A 17,452-nucleotide genomic window follows, 5' to 3' on the forward strand; every position below is an offset into this window, starting at 1 on the left:
ACCGCACTCGGCGCAGCCATGGCCCCGGGGAGCCCCGGGACCGGAAGCACCTACGAAAGCAGGAGTGATTCGCGTGGATCGTGTCGCGCTGCGCGGCCTCAAGGCTCGCGGGCACCACGGCGTCTTCCCCCGGGAACGCGAGGAAGGCCAGACCTTCATCGTCGACCTCGTGCTGCACCTCGACACCCGCCCCGCGGCGGCCGGAGACGACCTGGCGAAGACCGTGCACTACGGGGTCGTCGCCGAGGAGGTCGTCGACGTGGTCCAGGGTGAGCCCGTCGACCTGATCGAAACCCTGGCCGAGCGAATCGCCCAGCAGTGCCTCAAGCACGAAGCGGTGGCGCAGGTGGAGGTCGTCGTCCACAAGCCGGACGCGCCCATCACCGTCCCCTTCGACGACGTGACCATCACGATCACCCGGAGCCGCGCATGAACAACGGACTGAACGCACCGAGCGACCCCACCGTCCAGCCGGTACCCGCCTCCGTCGTCGAGACGGTCGACGCGGCGGACGTGACCCTGTCCAACCCCAAATGGGCCGTGATCGCGCTCGGCTCGAACCTCGGCAACCGGCTGGAAACCCTGCAGGGCGCCATCGACGCCCTCGGCGACACCCCCGGCATGCGGGTCAAGGCCGTCTCCCCCGTCTACGAGACCGAGCCGTGGGGGGTCGCGCCCGGATCGCAGCCCTCGTACCTCAACGCGGTCGTCGCCGTGAAGACCACCCTGCCGCCGTCCTCGCTCCTGGAGCGCGCGCACGCCGTCGAGGAGGCGTTCGACCGCGTCCGCGAGGAGCGCTGGGGCCCGCGCACGATCGACGTGGACATCGTCGCGTACGCCGACCGCGTCTCCGACGACCCGGTCCTCACCCTCCCGCACCCGCGCGCGCACCAGCGTGCCTTCGTGCTGGCCCCCTGGCACGACATCGACCCGGAGGCCCAGATCCCGGGCCGCGGCCCGGTCACGGCGCTGCTGGCCGAAATCGGCCTGGTCGGCGTGGCGCCGCGCCCCGATCTGGAACTCCACCTCCCCGAGTAGTCGTTAGTAGCCTGTTCACGGCTACTCGCTGAAATGGGGAACAGGCAAGTGAAGCAACTGAGGCCGGGGGTCCTGGCGGGCATCTTCGTGGTCGCCGGGGTCCTGTCCTGGGCCGGTGCCCGGCTGTGGAACGCGTACGGCACCCTGCCGGGCGTTCCGCTGGCCGCGCCGATCGTCCTGGGCATCATCGCGGCGGTGCTGCTGGCCACGGCCCTGTCCATGCGCGCCCGCCTCAAGGCCCAGCGGGAGCGCCGCCCGGGCGCCAAGGGCGTGGAGCCGCTGATGGCGGCCCGCGCGGTGGTCTTCGGCCAGGCCAGTGCCCTGGTGGCGGCGCTGGTGGCGGGCATGTACGGCGGGGTGGGCGTCTTCCTGCTGACCGACGCCCTCGACGTCCCCGCCCGCCGCGACCAGGCCTGGTACGCCGGCGCCTCGGTCCTGGCGGGCGTGGCGGTCATCGCCGCCGCCCTCTTCCTGGAACACGTCCTCAAGCTCCCGGAGGACGAAGACCCGAGCAAGGCCCCGGCCCGGGCCTAGGTCCCCCACGACGTACGGACCAGATGCCCGTTCACCAGAAAGTCAGGGTGGGGGGTGAGGCCGAAGTCGTACAGGGTGGACGGCTTGGCGCTGGGCGCCCGTGGCGTGACGGCTCTGACCTCGACCCACGCCGACTCATCGAGTTCGAGAGGGTGCTTCTCCGGCTGGAACGTCCCGCGCGACGGCCAGCTGTCGGCGACCACGAGCCGCGATGCCGAGCCGTTAGTACGGGGTGTGAACCGCGCGCCGATGACCTGTGCGAGCTCCGCCAGAAAGGGGGCGTTCGAGCTGACGAGCGCCCTCGCAGGCCATCGGGTGATCCTGTACCCGTCCCCGTCCTCGTAGCCGTCCAGGAATCCTCCGAAGGTCACCTCGTCTCTGAGTACGACCCTGGGAAACCGCTGGCGCATGTGGTGAGGGTCGCCGCCCACGTACTGCCGCATGAGGTCGGCGAGGTACGAAGAGACCACGCGGACCCGAAAGCCGGGAACGTCCCGCCCGAGGTAGCCGGATGGTCTTGTCACAGCTTCCAGCCGGGCAGGAAGTCCCGTGGCCCGCGTCAAGGACTCCGCGTATTTCGCGGCGAACCCCTCGTCGTTGACCACCAGGGACAGATAGTTCTTGCCCACCGTGCCGTCGGAGCACGTCGCCCCCACCAGGTACCCGAACTGGTATCCAGGTCGAACCGCAAGTCGTTCGCGGCGCAGCTTGCGCGCGTGAGCCCAGGCCACCACGGTACCCACGGCATCGCGTGCGTGCGTCCATCCGTCAGGAGTCCACAGAAGCTGGTCGGGAGCCACGGCGAAGGTCGCATGATCCGTGGTCACGTCGACGAGCAGGCGGGCCTTGGCCGCACGCACGTCGGTGACCTCGGTCTGCTCGGTTCGGCCTTCTCGCAGTGTCCATAAGCGGTCCCCCGGTCGGACATCACAGGCGCGGAGCCGCCCCCCGACGGCGTTCACCGTCTGCCTGCTCGGTACGCCCCAATGCATCGGTCCCCCTCCGTGACGTCTTGGAGGGGGACCGTAGCGGACAGTACTGACAACCCGGCTAGCGCGCCATGATCAGGCTCATCGCCTCGGCACGGGTGGCCGTGGCACGGAGTTGGCCGCGGACTGCGGACGTGGTGGTCTTGGCGCCCGGCTTGCGTATACCGCGGACCGACATGCACATATGCTCGGCCTCGATCACCACGATGGCGCCGCGCGCATCGAGGATGTCCATCAGGGAATCCGCGATCTGCGTGGTGAGACGCTCCTGTACCTGCGGCCGGCGAGCGAAGACATCCACGAGGCGAGCCAGCTTCGACAGGCCCGTGATCTTGCCGTTCTCCGCCGGGATGTAGCCGACGTGGGCGACTCCGTGGAACGGCAGCAGGTGATGTTCACACAGGGATACGATTTCGATGTCCTTCACCAGGACCATCTCGTCATGCCCCAGGTCGAAGACCGTCGTCAGGACGTCTTCGGGCTTCTGCCACAGACCCCCCAGGATCTCCTTGTACGCCCGCGCCACGCGCGCCGGGGTCTCCAGGAGGCCCTCGCGGTCCGGGTCCTCGCCGACCGCGATCAGGAGCTCACGGACCGCCGCTTCGGCGCGCTTCTCGTCGAACACGCCGATCGTGCCCTCATCGCCGGTCAGGGTCACTGGGTCCGTCATCGATTCCTCGTTCCTGTGAAAAAATACCGCGCCCCCCAGGCTAGAACCTGGGGGGCGCGGCTTCCATTCCGGGTGGGGCGAGCCGTCCGTTACTCGGGGCGGTCCTCGGGAGCCACCTCGATGCCCTTCTCCGTGGAGACCGGCGCGACGGCGGCGGACGTGCCGTTCGCCGAGTTCGTCAGCTGGAGCTCCTTGGGAGAGAGCACCGGCGGACGGGTGGAGGGGGTGCGGCGGGAGGAGCCGGTCCACGCGGGGCGGGCCGGACGCTTCACGATCGTCGAGAAGATCTCGGCGATCTGCTCCTTGTTCAGCGTCTCCTTCTCCAGCAGCGCGAGGACCAGGTTGTCGAGGACGTCACGGTTCTCGACCAGGATCTCCCAGGCCTCGTTGTGCGCGGTCTCGATGAGCTTCTTGACCTCTTCGTCGACCAGCGCCGCGACCTCTTCCGAGTAGTCCCGCGGGTGCGACATCTCGCGGCCCAGGAACGGCTCGGTGTTGTCGCCGCCGAACTTGATCGCACCGAGACGTTCGGTCATGCCGTACTGCGTGACCATGGCCCGCGCCGTGGCGGTGGCCTTCTCGATGTCGTTCGCCGCGCCGGTGGTCGGGTCGTGGAAGACCAGCTCCTCCGCCGCGCGCCCGCCCAGCATGTACGCCAGCTGGTCGAGCATCTCGTTGCGCGTGGTCGAGTACTTGTCCTCGTCGGGCAGGACCATGGTGTAACCCAGGGCCCGGCCGCGGGACAGGATCGTGATCTTGTGGACCGGGTCGGAGTTCGGGGAGGCCGCCGCGACCAGGGCGTGTCCGCCCTCGTGGTACGCGGTGATCTTCTTTTCCCGGTCCGACATGATCCGGGTCCGCTTCTGCGGGCCCGCCACGACGCGGTCGATCGCCTCGTCCAGCGAGTGGTTGTCGATCAGCTTCTTGTCCGAGCGGGCCGTGAGCAGCGCGGCCTCGTTCAGGACGTTGGAGAGATCGGCACCGGTGAAGCCGGGCGTGCGACGGGCGACGGCGCCCAGGTCGACGTCCGGGGCGACCGGCTTGCCCTTCTGGTGGACCTTGAGGATCTCCAGACGGCCCTGCATGTCCGGACGGTCGACCGCGATCTGCCGGTCGAAGCGGCCCGGGCGCAGCAGCGCCGGGTCGAGGATGTCAGGGCGGTTCGTGGCGGCGATCAGGATGACGCCGCCCTTCACGTCGAAGCCGTCCATCTCGACCAGCAGCTGGTTGAGGGTCTGCTCGCGCTCGTCGTGACCGCCGCCGAGACCCGCACCGCGGTGCCGGCCGACGGCGTCGATCTCGTCGACGAAGACGATCGCCGGGGCGTTGGCCTTGGCCTGCTCGAACAGGTCACGGACACGCGAGGCACCGACACCGACGAACATCTCGACGAAGTCGGATCCGGAGATCGAGTAGAAGGGGACACCGGCCTCGCCCGCGACGGCACGCGCGAGCAGGGTCTTTCCGGTGCCGGGCGGGCCGTACAGCAGCACACCCTTGGGGATCTTGGCGCCGACGGCCTGGAACTTCGCCGGCTCCTGCAGGAACTCCTTGATCTCGTGGAGTTCCTCGACGGCCTCGTCCGAGCCCGCGACATCGGCGAACGTGGTCTTCGGGGTGTCCTTGGTGATGAGCTTGGCCTTGGACTTCCCGAAGTTCATGACCCGGGAGCCGCCACCCTGCATCTGGTTCATCAGGAACAGGAAGACCAGGACGATGAGCACGAAGGGCAGGAGCGAGAGCAGCACGCTCAGGAACGGGCTGGTCTTGTCCGGCGTGACGGAGTATCCGTCCGGGATCTGACCGGCGTCGTACTTGGTCTGGAGGCTCTGGGCGAGCTGGACGCCCTGATCCCCGATGTAGTTGGCCTGGAACTTGGTGCCGTCGTGCTTGCCGAGCTTCTCGCCTTGCTTGAGCTCGATCTTGATCATCTGGCTGTCGCCGGTGGTCAGCTTGGCTGTCTCCACCTGGCCAGTGTTGATCGCCTTGATGACCTCGCTGGTGTCCACCGACTTGTAGCCGCCGCCGGAGCCGACGACATTCATCAACACGACCACGGCGAGGACGGCCAGCACGATCCACATGACCGGCCCACGGAAGTATCGCTTCACGTCCATCCATACGGGACGCCAGGCGTCCCGTCCCTCCTGCCCGTAGGTAAATGCTGCTGTGAGTAAAGACTGTTCTTCGGAATGTACCCCTGAATTGTCACCCGCGGCCCTGTGGGACGGCTGACAGACCCGCCTTCCCCTGCTCCAACGGCGGGAGACGCCCCCAGGTTCCCCGCAGGCGTGCCGGGGTTCCGGGGGGCGGGATCGGGATCAGCCGCCGTAGACGTGCGGGGCGAGCGTGCCGACGAACGGCAGGTTGCGGTACTTCTCCGCGTAGTCCAGGCCGTAGCCCACGACGAACTCGTTGGGGATGTCGAAGCCGACCCACTTCACGTCGATCGCGACCTTCGCGGCCTCGGGCTTGCGCAGCAGCGTGACGACCTCCAGGGAGGCCGGCTGGCGGGAGCCCAGGTTCGACAGCAGCCAGGACAGCGTCAGGCCCGAGTCGATGATGTCCTCGACGATCAGGACGTGCTTGTCCTTGATGTCGGTGTCCAGGTCCTTGAGGATCCGCACCACGCCGGAGGACTGGGTCCCGGCGCCGTACGAGGACACCGCCATCCAGTCCATGGTGAGCGGGGTGGACAAGGCACGCGCCAGGTCCGCCATCACCATCACGGCGCCCTTGAGCACACCGACGATGAGCAGGTCCTTGCCCGCGTACTCCGCGTCGATCTTCGCGGCCAGCTCGGCCAGCTTCGCGTCGATCTCTTCCTTGGTGATGAGCACCGACTGGAGGTCGTTGCCCATGTCCTTCTCGTCCACCCGCATCACTTTCGTTGTCGGCCGGGGCTCCGGGGGCGACCCCGGAGGACTCAGCCGTGTTTCAGCACCAATCAGCCCTGCCGGATGACAAGTCTGCCACCCTGCCGCTGGGCCTCGACCCGGCCGGGCAGGTTGATGGCGCCCTGACCGCGCCATCCGGTGATGAGGCGGTCGACTTCTTCGATGTGACGGGCGAAGAGCGAGCCCGCGGGGGACCCCGCCGCGACGACGGCCCTGCGCAGCACGCGGCGGCGGACGGCCGGGGGCAGGGCGTAGAGCTTGGCGCACTCCAGGCGGCCGTCCGCGTCGCGAACGCCGGTCTCCGCCTCGGCGGCCCAGGCGTCCAGGGCGTCGGCGTCGTCCCGGGAGAGCTGCGCGGTGCGGGCGAGTGCCTCGACGACTCCCTTGCCGAGCGCCTTCTCCAGGGCGGGCAGTCCCTCGTGGCGCAGCCGGGAGCGGGTGTAGGCGGGGTCGATGTTGTGCGGGTCGTCCCAGACGGGGAGGGACTGGACCATGCAGGCCTTGCGGGCGGTCTGCCGGTCGACCTGGAGGAAGGGGCGGCGGTAGCGGTTCGTGCGGCCCGCGCTGCCGCCGGAGACCTCCGGCATGCCGGAGAGCGAGCGGATGCCGGAGCCGCGGGCCAGGCCCAGCAGGACGGTTTCGGCTTGATCGTCCCGGGTGTGGCCGAGCAGCACGGCGGCGGCGCCCAGGCGGTCCGCGGCTTCGTCCAGGGCCCCGTAGCGGGCGTCGCGGGCGGCGGCCTCGGGTCCGCCGTCGCGGCCGACGCGCACGGCGACGGACTCCACCGGGTCGAGGCGGAGTGCGGTCATGCGGGTGACGACCTCGGCGGCGCGCAGGTCGGAGCCGGGCTGCAGTCCGTGGTCGACGGTGATCCCGCCGGCCCGGATGCCGAGCTTGGGGGCCTCGAAGGCGAGGGCGGAGGCGAGCGCCATGGAGTCGGCGCCGCCGGAGCAGGCGACGAGGACGAGCGGCAGGGGGCCCCCGGCGCGGCGGTGGCCGGCGGAACTGCCCGTGTGGTCGGTGAGGACGTCGTGGAGTACGCGGCGGACCGCCAGGCGTATCGCCGCGACCGCAGGATGGGGACCCATGTCCGGTGCCCTTCGATGGAGTTCGGATGCCTCGGAGGCGTTGGGGTGGTGTGCTGAGGTGCTGCTGCCCGGCTGCCCCCGCGGAACGGGAGGATGTCACTCAGAGTGCGTCGATGGTGACAGAACCGAGCCGTTCCCCGAGCATCGCACGCCCTTCGACGGCTCACGGTCCCTCGGACGGGTGACGCTGCTTCCCCCAGTGAGACATGTTTACGCCCCCTGTGTCACTCCGCTTCGCTCGGTTCGCTCCCCTTGCGGTGCACGCGGGCCACCCAGTCGGCGGGCCTGGCGATCTCGGCCTTGGTCGGCAGTGTGTTCGGGGAGGTCCACACCCGGTTGAAGCCGTCCATGCCGACCTGGCCGACGACGGCGCGTACGAACCGCTCGCCGTCGCGGTACTGGCGCAGCTTGGCGTCCAGGCCCAGCAGCTTGCGCAGGGCGGCGTCGAGGCGGCCGGCCCCGCTGGCCCTGCGCTGCTGGAACTTCTCGCGGATCTCGGCGACCGAGGGCACCACCTGGGGGCCGACCCCGTCCATCACGAAGTCGGCGTGACCCTCCAGCAGGGACATGACGGCGGTGAGCCGGCTCAGGATCTCGCGCTGCTCGGGGGTCTGCACGAGTTCGACGAGGGAGCGGCCCTCGTCGCCGTGCTCGGCGTCGGGGCGGGCGCCCGCGAAGGACTGGGCGGCCTCCCGGATGCGTTCCAGGACGGTGGACGGGTCGACCTCGGTGGCGCCGAGAAACGTCTGGATTTCGCCTTCGAGGTGGTCGCGCAGCCACGGTACGGCGGTGAACTGTGTACGGTGCGTCTCCTCGTGGAGGCAGACCCAGAGCCGGAAGTCGTGCGGGTGCACCTCCAGCTCGCGCTCGACGTGCACGATGTTGGGCGCGACGAGCAGCAGCCGGCCGCCGGCGGCGGAGGCGGGCAGGTCCCGGGAGACGGGTGCGAAGGTCTCGTACTGGCCCAGGACCCGGGAGGCCAGGAAGCTCAGCAGCATGCCCAGCTCGACGCCGGTGACCTTGCCGCCGACGGCGCCGAGGACGGCTCCGCCGGGGGCGCCCGCGCGGCGGTCCTGCATCTTGCCGAGGAGCGGCTGGAGCAGCTCGCGGAAGCCTGCGACGTTGGCCCTGACCCAGCCGGCCCGGTCGACGACCAGGACGGGCGTGTCGGGGACGGCCGACCCCTCGGGGATCATCCGGGTGAACTCGCGCACGTGCCGTTCCGAGGTCCTGGCGTGCCGCCGCAGCTCGGCGACGACGGCCCGCGCCTCGTCCCGGGTGACCTCCGGGCCGGGTCGTACCAGTCGGGTCGCGGTCGCCACCGCGAGGTTCCAGTCGACCATCTCCGCACCACCGATGCTCGTCATGCGTCAACCGTACGTGGACCGGCCCTTCTGCGGACCCCCTACGAAGCGGTCGCGACGGCGGCGGCCAGCTTGTCGAGGGCCTTCTCGGCGCCCTCGGGGCCCGGGGTGTTCGCCGTCAGGAAGGCGAAGGCGAGGAGCCGGCCGGAGGAGTCGACGACCGTCCCGGAGAGGGAGTTGACCCCGGACAGGGTTCCGGTCTTGGCGCGGAGCAGGCCGGCGGCCGGGGAGCTGCCGGAGTTGCGGGCCTTCAGGGTTCCGGTGAATCCGGCGACGGGCAGTCCGGTGAGGACGGGCCGCAGCTCGGGGCGCTGGGGGTCGGCGGCCTTGGTGAGGAGCCCGGTGAGGAGGCCGGCGCTGACCTTGTCGGCGCGGTTCAGTCCGCTGCCGTCGGCGAAGCGGGAGCCGGCGGTGTCGATGCCGAGGGCGGTGAGCCGGTCCGTGACGGCCTTCTCGGCACCCTCGAAGCTCGCGGGGCGGCCGGAGGCGAGGGCGGTCTGCCGGGCGAGGGCTTCGGCGATGTCGTTGTCGCTGTTGGTCAGCATCCGCTCGACGAGGCCGGCGACCGGGGTGGAGAGGGTGACGGCCAGCGGCTGGACGCCGGCGGCGGCCTTGGCCTTCGCGGGTTCGCCGGTGACCTTGATGCCGCGTTCGGCCAGCAGGGTGCGGAAGGCCCGGGCGGCGTCCTCGGAGGGGTCGTCGGACCGGTCCACGGGCCCGGAGGTGGAGTCGTCGGGGCGGCCCTCGTCGGCCGTCAGGGCGGTCACGGGAGCGATGTTGGGGTTGGCGCCGATCGGGTGGCGGGCGGGGCCGGTGTAGAGGCTGTCGTCGTATCCCAGGGTCACGGTGTCGGTGCCGGCGGCCTTGAGGGCCTGTGCGGTGTCGGCGGCGAGGGCGACGAGGCTGCCGCCGGATCCGGCGGGGCTCTTCTTCTTCGCGGTGAGCGAGGGGTCGCCGCCGCCGGCCAGGACGATCTGTCCGGGGGCCTCGCCGGGCGTGACGGTGGTCCTGATCCGGTGCTCGGGCCCGAGGGCGGCCAGCACGGCCGCGGCGGTGGCGATCTTGACGGTGGAGGCCGGGGTCATCGCGTCCCGGGCTCCGGACTCGTAGAGGACCTGCCCGGTGGCGGTGTCGACGACGGACGCGGTCCGCAGGCTGCCGAGCGCGGGATCCGCGAGCAGCGGCTTCAGCGCGGCGGCCAGGCCCCCGGCGGAGGCGGGCGCGGCGGGGGCGCTCTGCGCGCGCGGGGCGCCGGGGCCGATGGCGCCGAGCACTCCGGGGGCGCTGGGCGCGGCCTCGGGCAGGGCGTCGGAACGGGGCCCTCCACCGTGATCTGTGCCACCCGTACGGTCCCAGGAGGCGGCCGTGTCCCGCTCGGCCTTACGCTGGCCGGAGTCCCAAGGACCGGCCGCGGTCACCGCTGCCACCGACAGGGCGAGGCCGGCGACGGCCGACCCTGCGATGAGCTGCCAGGTCTTGACCAATGGCACCTCGGACCAGCCCCTTTCGCGATCACACATATGCGTGAGGGACACTTAACCACTGCGTCTTGCCGCGAGCATGGCACCCCACCCGGCAGGGCTGGGCCGGACGCGCACGCAGACGAATCGACGCAGTCCCGAAGCAATGCAGCTGATCATGGAGGAGCAGGACGTGGAGTTCGACGTCACCATCGAGATCCCCAAGGGTTCGCGGAACAAGTACGAGGTGGACCACGAGACCGGCCGGATCCGTCTGGACCGTCGCCTCTTCACCTCGACCAGCTACCCGGCCGACTACGGCTTCGTCGAGAACACCCTGGGCGAGGACGGCGACCCGCTGGACGCGCTGGTCATCCTTGACGAGCCGACCTTCCCGGGCTGCCTGATCAAGTGCCGCGCCATCGGCATGTTCAACATGACGGACGAGGCGGGCGGCGACGCCAAGCTGCTGTGCGTGCCGGCCTCCGACCCGCGTGTCGAGCACCTGCGCGACATCCACCACGTGTCCGAGTTCGACCGCCTGGAGATCCAGCACTTCTTCGAGGTCTACAAGGACCTGGAGCCGGGCAAGTCCGTCGAGGGCGCGAACTGGGTCGGCCGCACCGAGGCCGAGGCCGAGATCGAGGCCTCGTTCAAGCGCCTGGAGGCGCAGGGCGGCCACCACTGAGCTCGCGCTCGGCGGTAACGGGCCGGGGCGCTGCCCCGTGCCCCCTGTGACATGGCGGGCGGTATCCCTCTGGGATGCCGCCCGCCGTCGCGTTCGCGGGCCGCTGTGGCGGGCGCGGCCGGGCGCGTACCGGGTAGAAGCTGGGTGTGCGGCGGGAGGAAACGATTCCGCATACTGATACCCCGGGTGATCACGGACTGGAGGACGCGTGGCGGAGGCCGACGGGGCCGAGGACAGGAAGCCCCAGTCCGACGAGGCGCACAGCGCCTTCACGCCGCCGCCCGGCATGGAGCCGGGCGTTCCCGACGAGGACCAGCCCACCTCGGAATTCGCCCGTCCGGCGGGCGCCGATCCGGTGGAGCCCGAGCCCGAGGGGTCGGCCTTCGCCGCCCCGGCCACCTACCGGGCCGCGCAGTCCCCGCCCGCCTACACCCCCGGCCAGGGCTTCCCCGTCGCGCAGATGAAGGAATCGCCCTGGCAGGACCGCATGCGCACGATGCTGCGCATGCCGGTCGACGTACGCCCCGTACCGGAGCTCGTGCAGCGTCACAGCGAGACCGGACCCGCCGTGGGCCGCGTGCTCGACCTGACCCTGCGCATCGGCGAGCTGCTGCTCGCGGGCGGTGAGGGCGCCGAGGACGTGGAGGCCGCGATGTTCGCGGTGGCCCGCTCCTACGGGCTGGACCGCTGCGAGCCGACCGTCACCTTCACCATGCTGTCGATCACCCACCATCCCTCGCTGGTGGGCGACCCGGTCTCGGCCAGCCGGACCGTGCGCCGCCGCGGCACCGACTACAACCGGCTCGCGGCCGTGTTCCGGCTCGTGGACGACATCAGCGCCCACGAGATCGACGTGACGCTGGAGGAGGCCTACCGGCGCCTCGCCGAGATCCGCCGCAACCGGCACCCCTACCCCGGCTGGATGCTCACGGCCTCCGCCGGACTGCTCGCCGGGGCCGCCTCCACGCTCGTCGGCGGCGGGGTCCTCGTCTTCTTCGCCGCCGCGATCGGCGCGGTCCTCGGCGACCGCCTGGCCTGGCTGTGCGCCGGGCGGGGGCTGCCCGAGTTCTACCAGTTCGTGGTCGCCGCGATGCCGCCGGCCGCCCTCGGGGTCGCGCTCAACATGACGGGGATCGACGTCAAGGCCTCGGCCGTGATCACCGGCGGGCTGTTCGCGCTGCTGCCGGGACGGGCCGTGGTCGCGGCCGTGCAGGACGGCCTGACCGGCTACTACATCACCGCGTCGGCCCGGCTGCTGGAGGTCATGTACCTCTTCATCGGCATCATCATGGGCGTGCTGGTGGTGCTCTACATGGGGCTGCAGTTCGACGCCTCGCCGCGGCCGGAGGAGGTCCTCCAGATCCAGCAGCGGCCGCTGATCCAGATCGCCGCCTCGATGGTGCTGGTGTTCACCTTTGCGATCCTGCTCCAGCAGGAACGCTCCACCGTGTGGATCGTGACGCTGAACGGCGCGGTCGCCTGGGTCACGTTCGGGGCCCTGCACTACGCGGGGAACATCCCGCCCGTCCCGTCCACGGCCATCGCGGCCGGGCTCGTGGGCCTCTTCGGGCAGCTCTTCTCCCGCTACCGCTTCGCCTCCGCCCTGCCGTACGTGACGGCCGCGATCGGCCCGCTGCTGCCCGGCTCGGCGGTGTACTACGGGCTGCTGCTGATCGCCGAGAACCGGCTGAACGAGGGCCTGGGCTCGCTGGTGAACGCCGCGGCCATCGCGCTGGCCATCGCGATCGGGGTCAACCTCGGGTCGGAGGCCTCGCGGCTGTTCATGCGCATCCCGGGGGCCACGAGCGCCGCCAAGCGCCGCGCGGCGAAGCGGACCCGCGGCTTCTGAGCGCTGGGGCCACTGGGGCCACCGGCGCCGCCAGGGCCACCGGGGCTCCGCACGCCCCGTACGCGGCCTCGCGCGGGCACACGTACGCCCCGGGGCCTCTCACGGGCCTCCGGGGCGTACGGGCGTGCAGGGGGTGCTGCGGGCGGGGTCTCAGCGCTTGGCGTGGCGGCCGCGCGCACCCGGGGCCTGCGGGGCGGAGCCGTCGGCCACGGCCTCGGCCGTCTCCGCGCCGGCGTTCGCCTTGCCCTCCTTGCGGGCCTTCAGCACCTCGAAGATCACCGGGATGACCGAGATCAGGACGATGCCCACCAGGATCGGCTCGACGTTCGTCTTGATGAACTCGATCTGCCCGAGCCAGTAGCCGGCGATCGTGACGCCCGCACCCCAGCCGATGCCGCCGATGACGTTGTAGGTCAGGAAGGTGCGGTACTTCATCGTGCCGGCGCCCGCGACCATCGGGGCGAAGGTGCGGATGATCGGCACGAAGCGGGCGAGCACGATGGCCTTGGGGCCGTGCTTGTCCATGAATTCGTGCGCCTTGTCCAGGTTCTCCCGCTTGAAGAGCTTGGACTTCGGCCGGTTGAAGAGCTTCGGACCGAAGAACTTGCCGATCATGTAGCCGACCTGGTCACCGATGATCGCGGCGGCCACGATCAGGGTGCAGACCAGCCACAGCGGCTGCTTGATGTACTGCCCGTCCGCGACCAGCAGACCCGCCGTGAACAGCAGGGAGTCACCCGGGAGAAACGCGAAGAGCCCCGACTCGGCGAAGACGATGACCAGGATGCCGATCAGACCGAAATGCGAGATCAGATAGTCCGGGGACAGCCACTCAGGGCCGAGCGCAAGCGTATACACGGGTTCCGGGCTCTCCTGGATCAGGGGGGTGCAGCGGGACGGGCGGTTTTCAATTATCAACGCACACGACCCCCACCCGGTTCCAGGCCCGGGAGGGGGTCGCTTGCGTGACATTCCGCTTACAGCTTGCGCACGCCGTTCGCGAGGATCGCGTCCCGCAGGTGCTCGGCGAGACCCGGCTTCATCGCGTCGTAGAACGCCGTGAACCGCTCGTCCGCCACGTACATCTCACCGAGGCAGGTGTGCATCTCGTACGAGCAGTCGTAGAACCACTTGTGGATGTGCAGGCGGTGCTCCTCGGCCAGGTCCATCGCGCGCTCGCCGTCGGCGGATTCGCCCGCCTCCATGGCCGCCACGTACCGGCGGCCCCAGTCGGCGGACTCGTCCTGGATCCGCTGCCAGTCGTCCTTGGTGTACGAGGCCGCCCGGCGCTGCGACTCGGTGTACGCCTCGGTGTCGCCCCAGCGCTCCTCGACCTCCTGCGCATACTGCTCGGGGTCCTGGTCCCCGAAGACCTCGAACTTCTCCTCGGGCGTGAGGTTGATGCCCATCTTCTTCGCCTCCATGGCGTGCTCAACGGCCTTGGCCATCTGCTGGAGCCGGGCGATCCGGTCGGTCAGCAGGGCATGCTGCCGGCGCAGATGCTCCTGAGGATCCGATTCCGGGTCGTCCAGCAGGACCGCGACCTCGTCGAGGGGGAAGCCGAGCTCCCGGTAGAACAGGATCCGCTGCAGCCGGTCCAGGTCGGCGTCGTCGTACCGCCGGTGTCCCGCGTGGCTGCGGCCGCTCGGGGAGAGCAGACCGATCTCGTCGTAGTGGTGCAGGGTGCGCACCGTGACTCCGGCGAAACCGGCGACCTGGCCCACTGAGTGGCCCATCTCTTCCCTCCTCAGGTTGGGTACGCCCTTCACTGTGGTCCCTCACGCGACGTGAGGTGCAAGCCCGCTGCGGGAGCTATCTGCCCAGGTCCCGGAAGCGGGCCACCGCCAGCGGGAAGAAGACCGCCAGCAGCAGGACCGGCCAGCCGACGGCGAGCAGCGCCGCGTGGTCGGCGGCCCACGACTGCCCGGCCGCGGCCGGGTTGCCGAACAGGTCGCGGACCGCGGTCGCCGTCGCGGACATCGGATTCCATTCCACCACCGTCCCCAGCCAGCCCGGCATCGACTCCGGTGTCGCGAAGGCGTTGGAGAGGAAGCCCACCGGCCACACCAGGATCTGCACCGCCTGCACCAGCTCCGGACGGCCCGCGACCATGCCCAGGAAGATGCCGATCCACAGCATCGCGAAGCGCAGCAGAAGGAGCAGCGCGAAGGCGAGCAGGGCGGCCGCGGGGGAACCGTGCCAGCGCCAGCCCAGCAGCAGGCCGACGCCCGCGAGGACGGCCAGGCCCACCGCCGACTGGAGCATGTCCGCCGCGCTGCGGCCGACGAGCACCGCCGCGGAGGACATGGGCGTGGCGCGGAACCGGTCGATCACCCCCTTGCCCAGGTCCTGGGTGACGGCGGTCATGGTCGCCTCCAGCCCGAAGGCCATGGTCAGCGCGAGCATCCCGGGCACCAGGAACTCCACGTAATCGCCGCCGATCCCGCGCCCGCCGCCGATCAGGAAGCCGAACATCAGCAGCAGCATCACGGGGAAGACCAGTCCGACGACCATCTGGACGGGCCTGCGCCCCCAGTGCGCGAGCTCGCGCCGGGTCATCGTCCAGGAGTCCACGACCACCCAGGGCGTGCTCATGCGGCCACCTCCGTGGCGTCCGTGCGGTCGGTCAGGTGCAGGAAGACCTCGTCGAGCGTGGGGCGGCGGACCGCGAGGTCCCGTGCCTCGATGCCCGCCCCCTCCAGCGCGCGCAGGGTCAGGGCCAGGCCCGCCATCCGGTCCTCCACCGGGAAGCTCAGGGTCAGGGAGTCCGGGTCCACGGCCGGGTCGGGCAGCAGCCGCGCCGCCTCGGCGAGCCGTGCCGCGTCGCGCAGGACGACGACGATCCGGTCGGGCCCGACGAGGGACTTCAGCTCGTCGGCCGTGCCCTCGGCCGCCACCCGCCCCGCGTCGATCAGCGTGATGCGGTCGGCCAGCTGGTCGGCCTCCTCCAGGTACTGCGTGGTCAGCAGGACGGTGGTGCCGCCGCCCACCAGGGAGCGGACCGCGCTCCACACCTCGGTGCGGCCGCGCGGGTCGAGCCCGGTGGTCGGCTCGTCGAGGAAGAGCACCTCCGGCTCGGTGATCAGGGACGCCGCGAGGTCGAGCCGGCGCCGCATGCCACCGCTGTACTGCTTCACCGGCTTGCGGCCGGTGTCCGCGAGGCCGAAGCGTTCCAGCAGTTCGCCGGCCCGCAGCCCGGCCCGCCGTGCGCCGAGGTGGTGGAGGCGGCCGAACATCTCCAGGTTCTGCCGGCCGGCCAGTTCCTCGTCGAGCGCCGCGTGCTGGCCGAGCAGCCCGATCCGGGCGCGGACGGCCGGCGCCTGGGTGCGTACGTCGTGGCCGGCGACCCGGACCACGCCCTCGTCGTGCCGCAGCAGGGTGCTCATGACGCGCACCGCCGTGGTCTTTCCGGCTCCGTTGGGGCCGAGGACGGCGTGCACCGTCCCGGGCTTCACCTCCAGGTCGAGCCCGGCCAGCGCGGGCTTGCCGCCGTACCGCTTGTGGACACCTTCGACGAAGATCGCCAAAACCGCTCCTCCAGTAATCAAATTTGAGTAGCTGGGCGCGCCCAAAGTAATGCCCGCCTCTCGGCTAGTCAAACTTGATTACGCATCCTGGTGCGTGGCGTACGGATTCTCCTGGCCGTCCGCGAGGACCCCCACGAACGGATCGCCGCCCTCACCGGCGAAGGAGTACGCGCCGCCCTCGATCCGGGCGACGAGCCCCCGCGTCCACTCCGCCTCGGCATCCGCGGAGTGGACCCACCTGTGCATGATCTCGCCGATGTGGCCCAGCGACTCCGGGCCGCCCTCCGGCGTGTAGTAGTCCGTCACCGACGACCGCCAGAGCGCCAGCTCGGCCATCCGCTCCCGGAGCAGCGCGAGCACCTCCGCCCGCGGCAGATCGACCATGAAGCCGATCGCCGCCGACAGCACGTCCGTCTTCTGGTCGTACGCCGCGAGGGCCTCGCGCAGCAGCCGGAAGTACTCCTCGCGGCCGGCGTCCGTCACCTCGTACTCGGTGCGCGGCGGCCCGCCCGCCGCGCTCGGTGCCACCTCGTGCGCGTGCAGGACGCCCTGCTTCGCCATCTGCTTGAGCGCGTGGTAGATCGATCCGGGCTTGGTGTTCGACCACTCGTGGGCGCCCCAGTACTCCAGGTCGTTGCGTACCTGGTACCCGTGGGCCCGCCCGTGCTGGCGGACCGCACCGAGGACAAGAAGCCGGATCGCTGACATGGGGCCAGGCTAAGCCCCCGCCCTCTAGCCCATCGCCTTGGTGCCGTCGAGGGATTCGCGGACGATGTCCGCGTGGCCCGCGTGCCGGGCGAACTCCTCCACCAGGTGCAGGAGCATCCAGCGCATCGAGACCTTGGCGTCCTTGGGGAACCAGGGCGCCGGCGGCAGCGGGAAGGTCTCGTCCAGGCTCGGGACGGCGGCGATGAAGGCCGTCGTCTGCTCCGCGACCTCGTCCCAGAAGGCGAGCACCGACGGGATCGACTCACCGTCGACCAGGCGGAAGGCCTCGCCCCAGGTCTCCTGGGTGCGCTGCCGCTCGTTCGGCGCCTGCTGGGCCAGGCGCAGCCAGTTCAGCTCGACCTCGGCCACGTGCTTGAGCAGCCCGGACAGGGTGAGCTCGCTGACGCTGGGGCGGCTGGCGGCCTGCTCCTCGCTGAGCCCGAGGAGCGATTCGCGGATCGCGGTGCGCTGGGCGTCGACGAAGGCGAGGAGAGTGCCGCGCTCGTCGCCGAGGACTTCGGTGGAAATCTGAGCCATGACCGACCGCCTTATGCGTGAGGTGTGTCCTGCCGGGGGGCTTCTCCCTCCGACAGGACACACGCTACGGAGCATTGAGGTCAGATCCTGTCCTCATTGGTCG

At 70.7% G+C, this 17,452-nt stretch carries 18 protein-coding genes; 5 read left to right on the forward strand and 13 right to left on the reverse strand.

Annotation, left to right across the window (positions count from 1 at the left end; genetic code table 11):
* Positions 1 to 73 precede the first annotated feature (73 nt).
* The 3 genes from folB to KO717_RS16385 are packed head-to-tail and all read left to right on the forward strand — an operon-like array spanning position 74 to position 1,572.
* Positions 74 to 433, forward strand: a complete 360-nt coding sequence (gene folB / locus KO717_RS16375) for a dihydroneopterin aldolase (protein ID WP_030010912.1) — start codon at positions 74 to 76, stop codon at positions 431 to 433.
* A complete protein-coding gene (gene folK, locus KO717_RS16380; RefSeq protein ID WP_301368318.1) occupies positions 430 to 1,038 on the forward strand; it encodes a 2-amino-4-hydroxy-6-hydroxymethyldihydropteridine diphosphokinase in 609 nt (202 codons plus the stop codon). The genes folB and folK overlap by 4 nt, the downstream gene beginning before the upstream one ends.
* Positions 1,039 to 1,086: 48 nt before the next feature.
* Entirely contained in the window at positions 1,087 to 1,572 is a 486-nt protein-coding gene (locus KO717_RS16385; RefSeq protein ID WP_301368320.1) for a DUF3180 domain-containing protein, read from the forward strand.
* Here KO717_RS16385 and KO717_RS16390 read toward each other — a convergent pair.
* The 7 genes from KO717_RS16390 to dacB form a co-directional block, all read right to left on the reverse strand.
* On the reverse strand, positions 1,569 to 2,432 hold the full coding sequence (locus KO717_RS16390; RefSeq protein ID WP_301368322.1) for a hypothetical protein: 864 nt from the start codon (positions 2,430 to 2,432) through the stop codon (positions 1,569 to 1,571). The two genes, KO717_RS16385 and KO717_RS16390, sit on opposite strands and share 4 nt — an antisense overlap.
* Positions 2,433 to 2,622: 190 nt before the next feature.
* Positions 2,623 to 3,231 carry a GTP cyclohydrolase I FolE gene (gene folE, locus KO717_RS16395; protein ID WP_301368324.1) on the reverse strand — a complete coding sequence of 203 codons (609 nt, stop codon included), beginning with the start codon at positions 3,229 to 3,231 and terminating at the stop codon, positions 2,623 to 2,625.
* An 89-nt stretch (positions 3,232 to 3,320) separates the two neighbouring features.
* A complete protein-coding gene (gene ftsH, locus KO717_RS16400; RefSeq protein ID WP_301368325.1) occupies positions 3,321 to 5,348 on the reverse strand; it encodes an ATP-dependent zinc metalloprotease FtsH in 2,028 nt (675 codons plus the stop codon).
* 204 nt (positions 5,349 to 5,552) lie between these two features.
* Entirely contained in the window at positions 5,553 to 6,113 is a 561-nt protein-coding gene (gene hpt, locus KO717_RS16405) for a hypoxanthine phosphoribosyltransferase (RefSeq protein WP_030010907.1), read from the reverse strand.
* Positions 6,114 to 6,178: 65 nt separating this feature from the next.
* Positions 6,179 to 7,216 (reverse strand): tRNA lysidine(34) synthetase TilS, encoded by a 1,038-nt coding sequence (gene tilS, locus KO717_RS16410; protein WP_301368332.1) that lies wholly within the window; start codon positions 7,214 to 7,216, stop codon positions 6,179 to 6,181.
* 224 nt (positions 7,217 to 7,440) lie between these two features.
* The gene (locus tag KO717_RS16415; RefSeq protein ID WP_301368333.1) at positions 7,441 to 8,583 is read right to left on the reverse strand and encodes a zinc-dependent metalloprotease; all 1,143 of its coding nucleotides are present in this window, start codon (positions 8,581 to 8,583) and stop codon (positions 7,441 to 7,443) included.
* A gap of 38 nt (positions 8,584 to 8,621) precedes the next feature.
* A complete protein-coding gene (gene dacB, locus KO717_RS16420; RefSeq protein ID WP_301368335.1) occupies positions 8,622 to 10,100 on the reverse strand; it encodes a D-alanyl-D-alanine carboxypeptidase/D-alanyl-D-alanine endopeptidase in 1,479 nt (492 codons plus the stop codon).
* A 133-nt stretch (positions 10,101 to 10,233) separates the two neighbouring features.
* On the opposite strand from dacB, the gene KO717_RS16425 reads away from it, so the two are divergent.
* Together KO717_RS16425 and KO717_RS16430 are read left to right on the forward strand one after the other, a co-directional pair.
* A complete protein-coding gene (locus tag KO717_RS16425) occupies positions 10,234 to 10,728 on the forward strand; it encodes an inorganic diphosphatase (RefSeq protein WP_030756147.1) in 495 nt (164 codons plus the stop codon).
* A 208-nt stretch (positions 10,729 to 10,936) separates the two neighbouring features.
* Complete coding sequence (locus KO717_RS16430; RefSeq protein ID WP_301368337.1) at positions 10,937 to 12,577, forward strand: threonine/serine ThrE exporter family protein; 1,641 nt, start codon at positions 10,937 to 10,939, stop codon at positions 12,575 to 12,577.
* 150 nt (positions 12,578 to 12,727) lie between these two features.
* Here KO717_RS16430 and KO717_RS16435 read toward each other — a convergent pair whose 3' ends face one another.
* The 6 genes from KO717_RS16435 to KO717_RS16460 form a co-directional block, all read right to left on the reverse strand.
* Complete coding sequence (locus KO717_RS16435) at positions 12,728 to 13,435, reverse strand: DedA family protein (protein ID WP_301368339.1); 708 nt, start codon at positions 13,433 to 13,435, stop codon at positions 12,728 to 12,730.
* Between the two features lie 119 nt (positions 13,436 to 13,554).
* Positions 13,555 to 14,313 (reverse strand): MerR family transcriptional regulator, encoded by a 759-nt coding sequence (locus KO717_RS16440; protein WP_301368341.1) that lies wholly within the window; start codon positions 14,311 to 14,313, stop codon positions 13,555 to 13,557.
* Positions 14,314 to 14,389: 76 nt separating this feature from the next.
* Positions 14,390 to 15,172, reverse strand: a complete 783-nt coding sequence (locus KO717_RS16445; protein ID WP_301368343.1) for an ABC transporter permease — start codon at positions 15,170 to 15,172, stop codon at positions 14,390 to 14,392.
* Positions 15,169 to 16,104, reverse strand: coding sequence for an ATP-binding cassette domain-containing protein (locus tag KO717_RS16450; protein WP_301368344.1), 936 nt, complete (start codon positions 16,102 to 16,104; stop codon positions 15,169 to 15,171). The genes KO717_RS16445 and KO717_RS16450 overlap by 4 nt, the downstream gene beginning before the upstream one ends.
* A 78-nt stretch (positions 16,105 to 16,182) precedes the next feature.
* Positions 16,183 to 16,812 (reverse strand): PadR family transcriptional regulator, encoded by a 630-nt coding sequence (locus KO717_RS16455; RefSeq protein ID WP_301368345.1) that lies wholly within the window; start codon positions 16,810 to 16,812, stop codon positions 16,183 to 16,185.
* A 24-nt stretch (positions 16,813 to 16,836) separates the two neighbouring features.
* Entirely contained in the window at positions 16,837 to 17,349 is a 513-nt protein-coding gene (locus KO717_RS16460; RefSeq protein WP_301368346.1) for a DinB family protein, read from the reverse strand.
* Positions 17,350 to 17,452 lie beyond the last annotated feature (103 nt).

This window comes from Streptomyces xanthophaeus (genome assembly GCF_030440515.1).
Taxonomy (GTDB): domain Bacteria; phylum Actinomycetota; class Actinomycetes; order Streptomycetales; family Streptomycetaceae; genus Streptomyces; species Streptomyces kutzneri.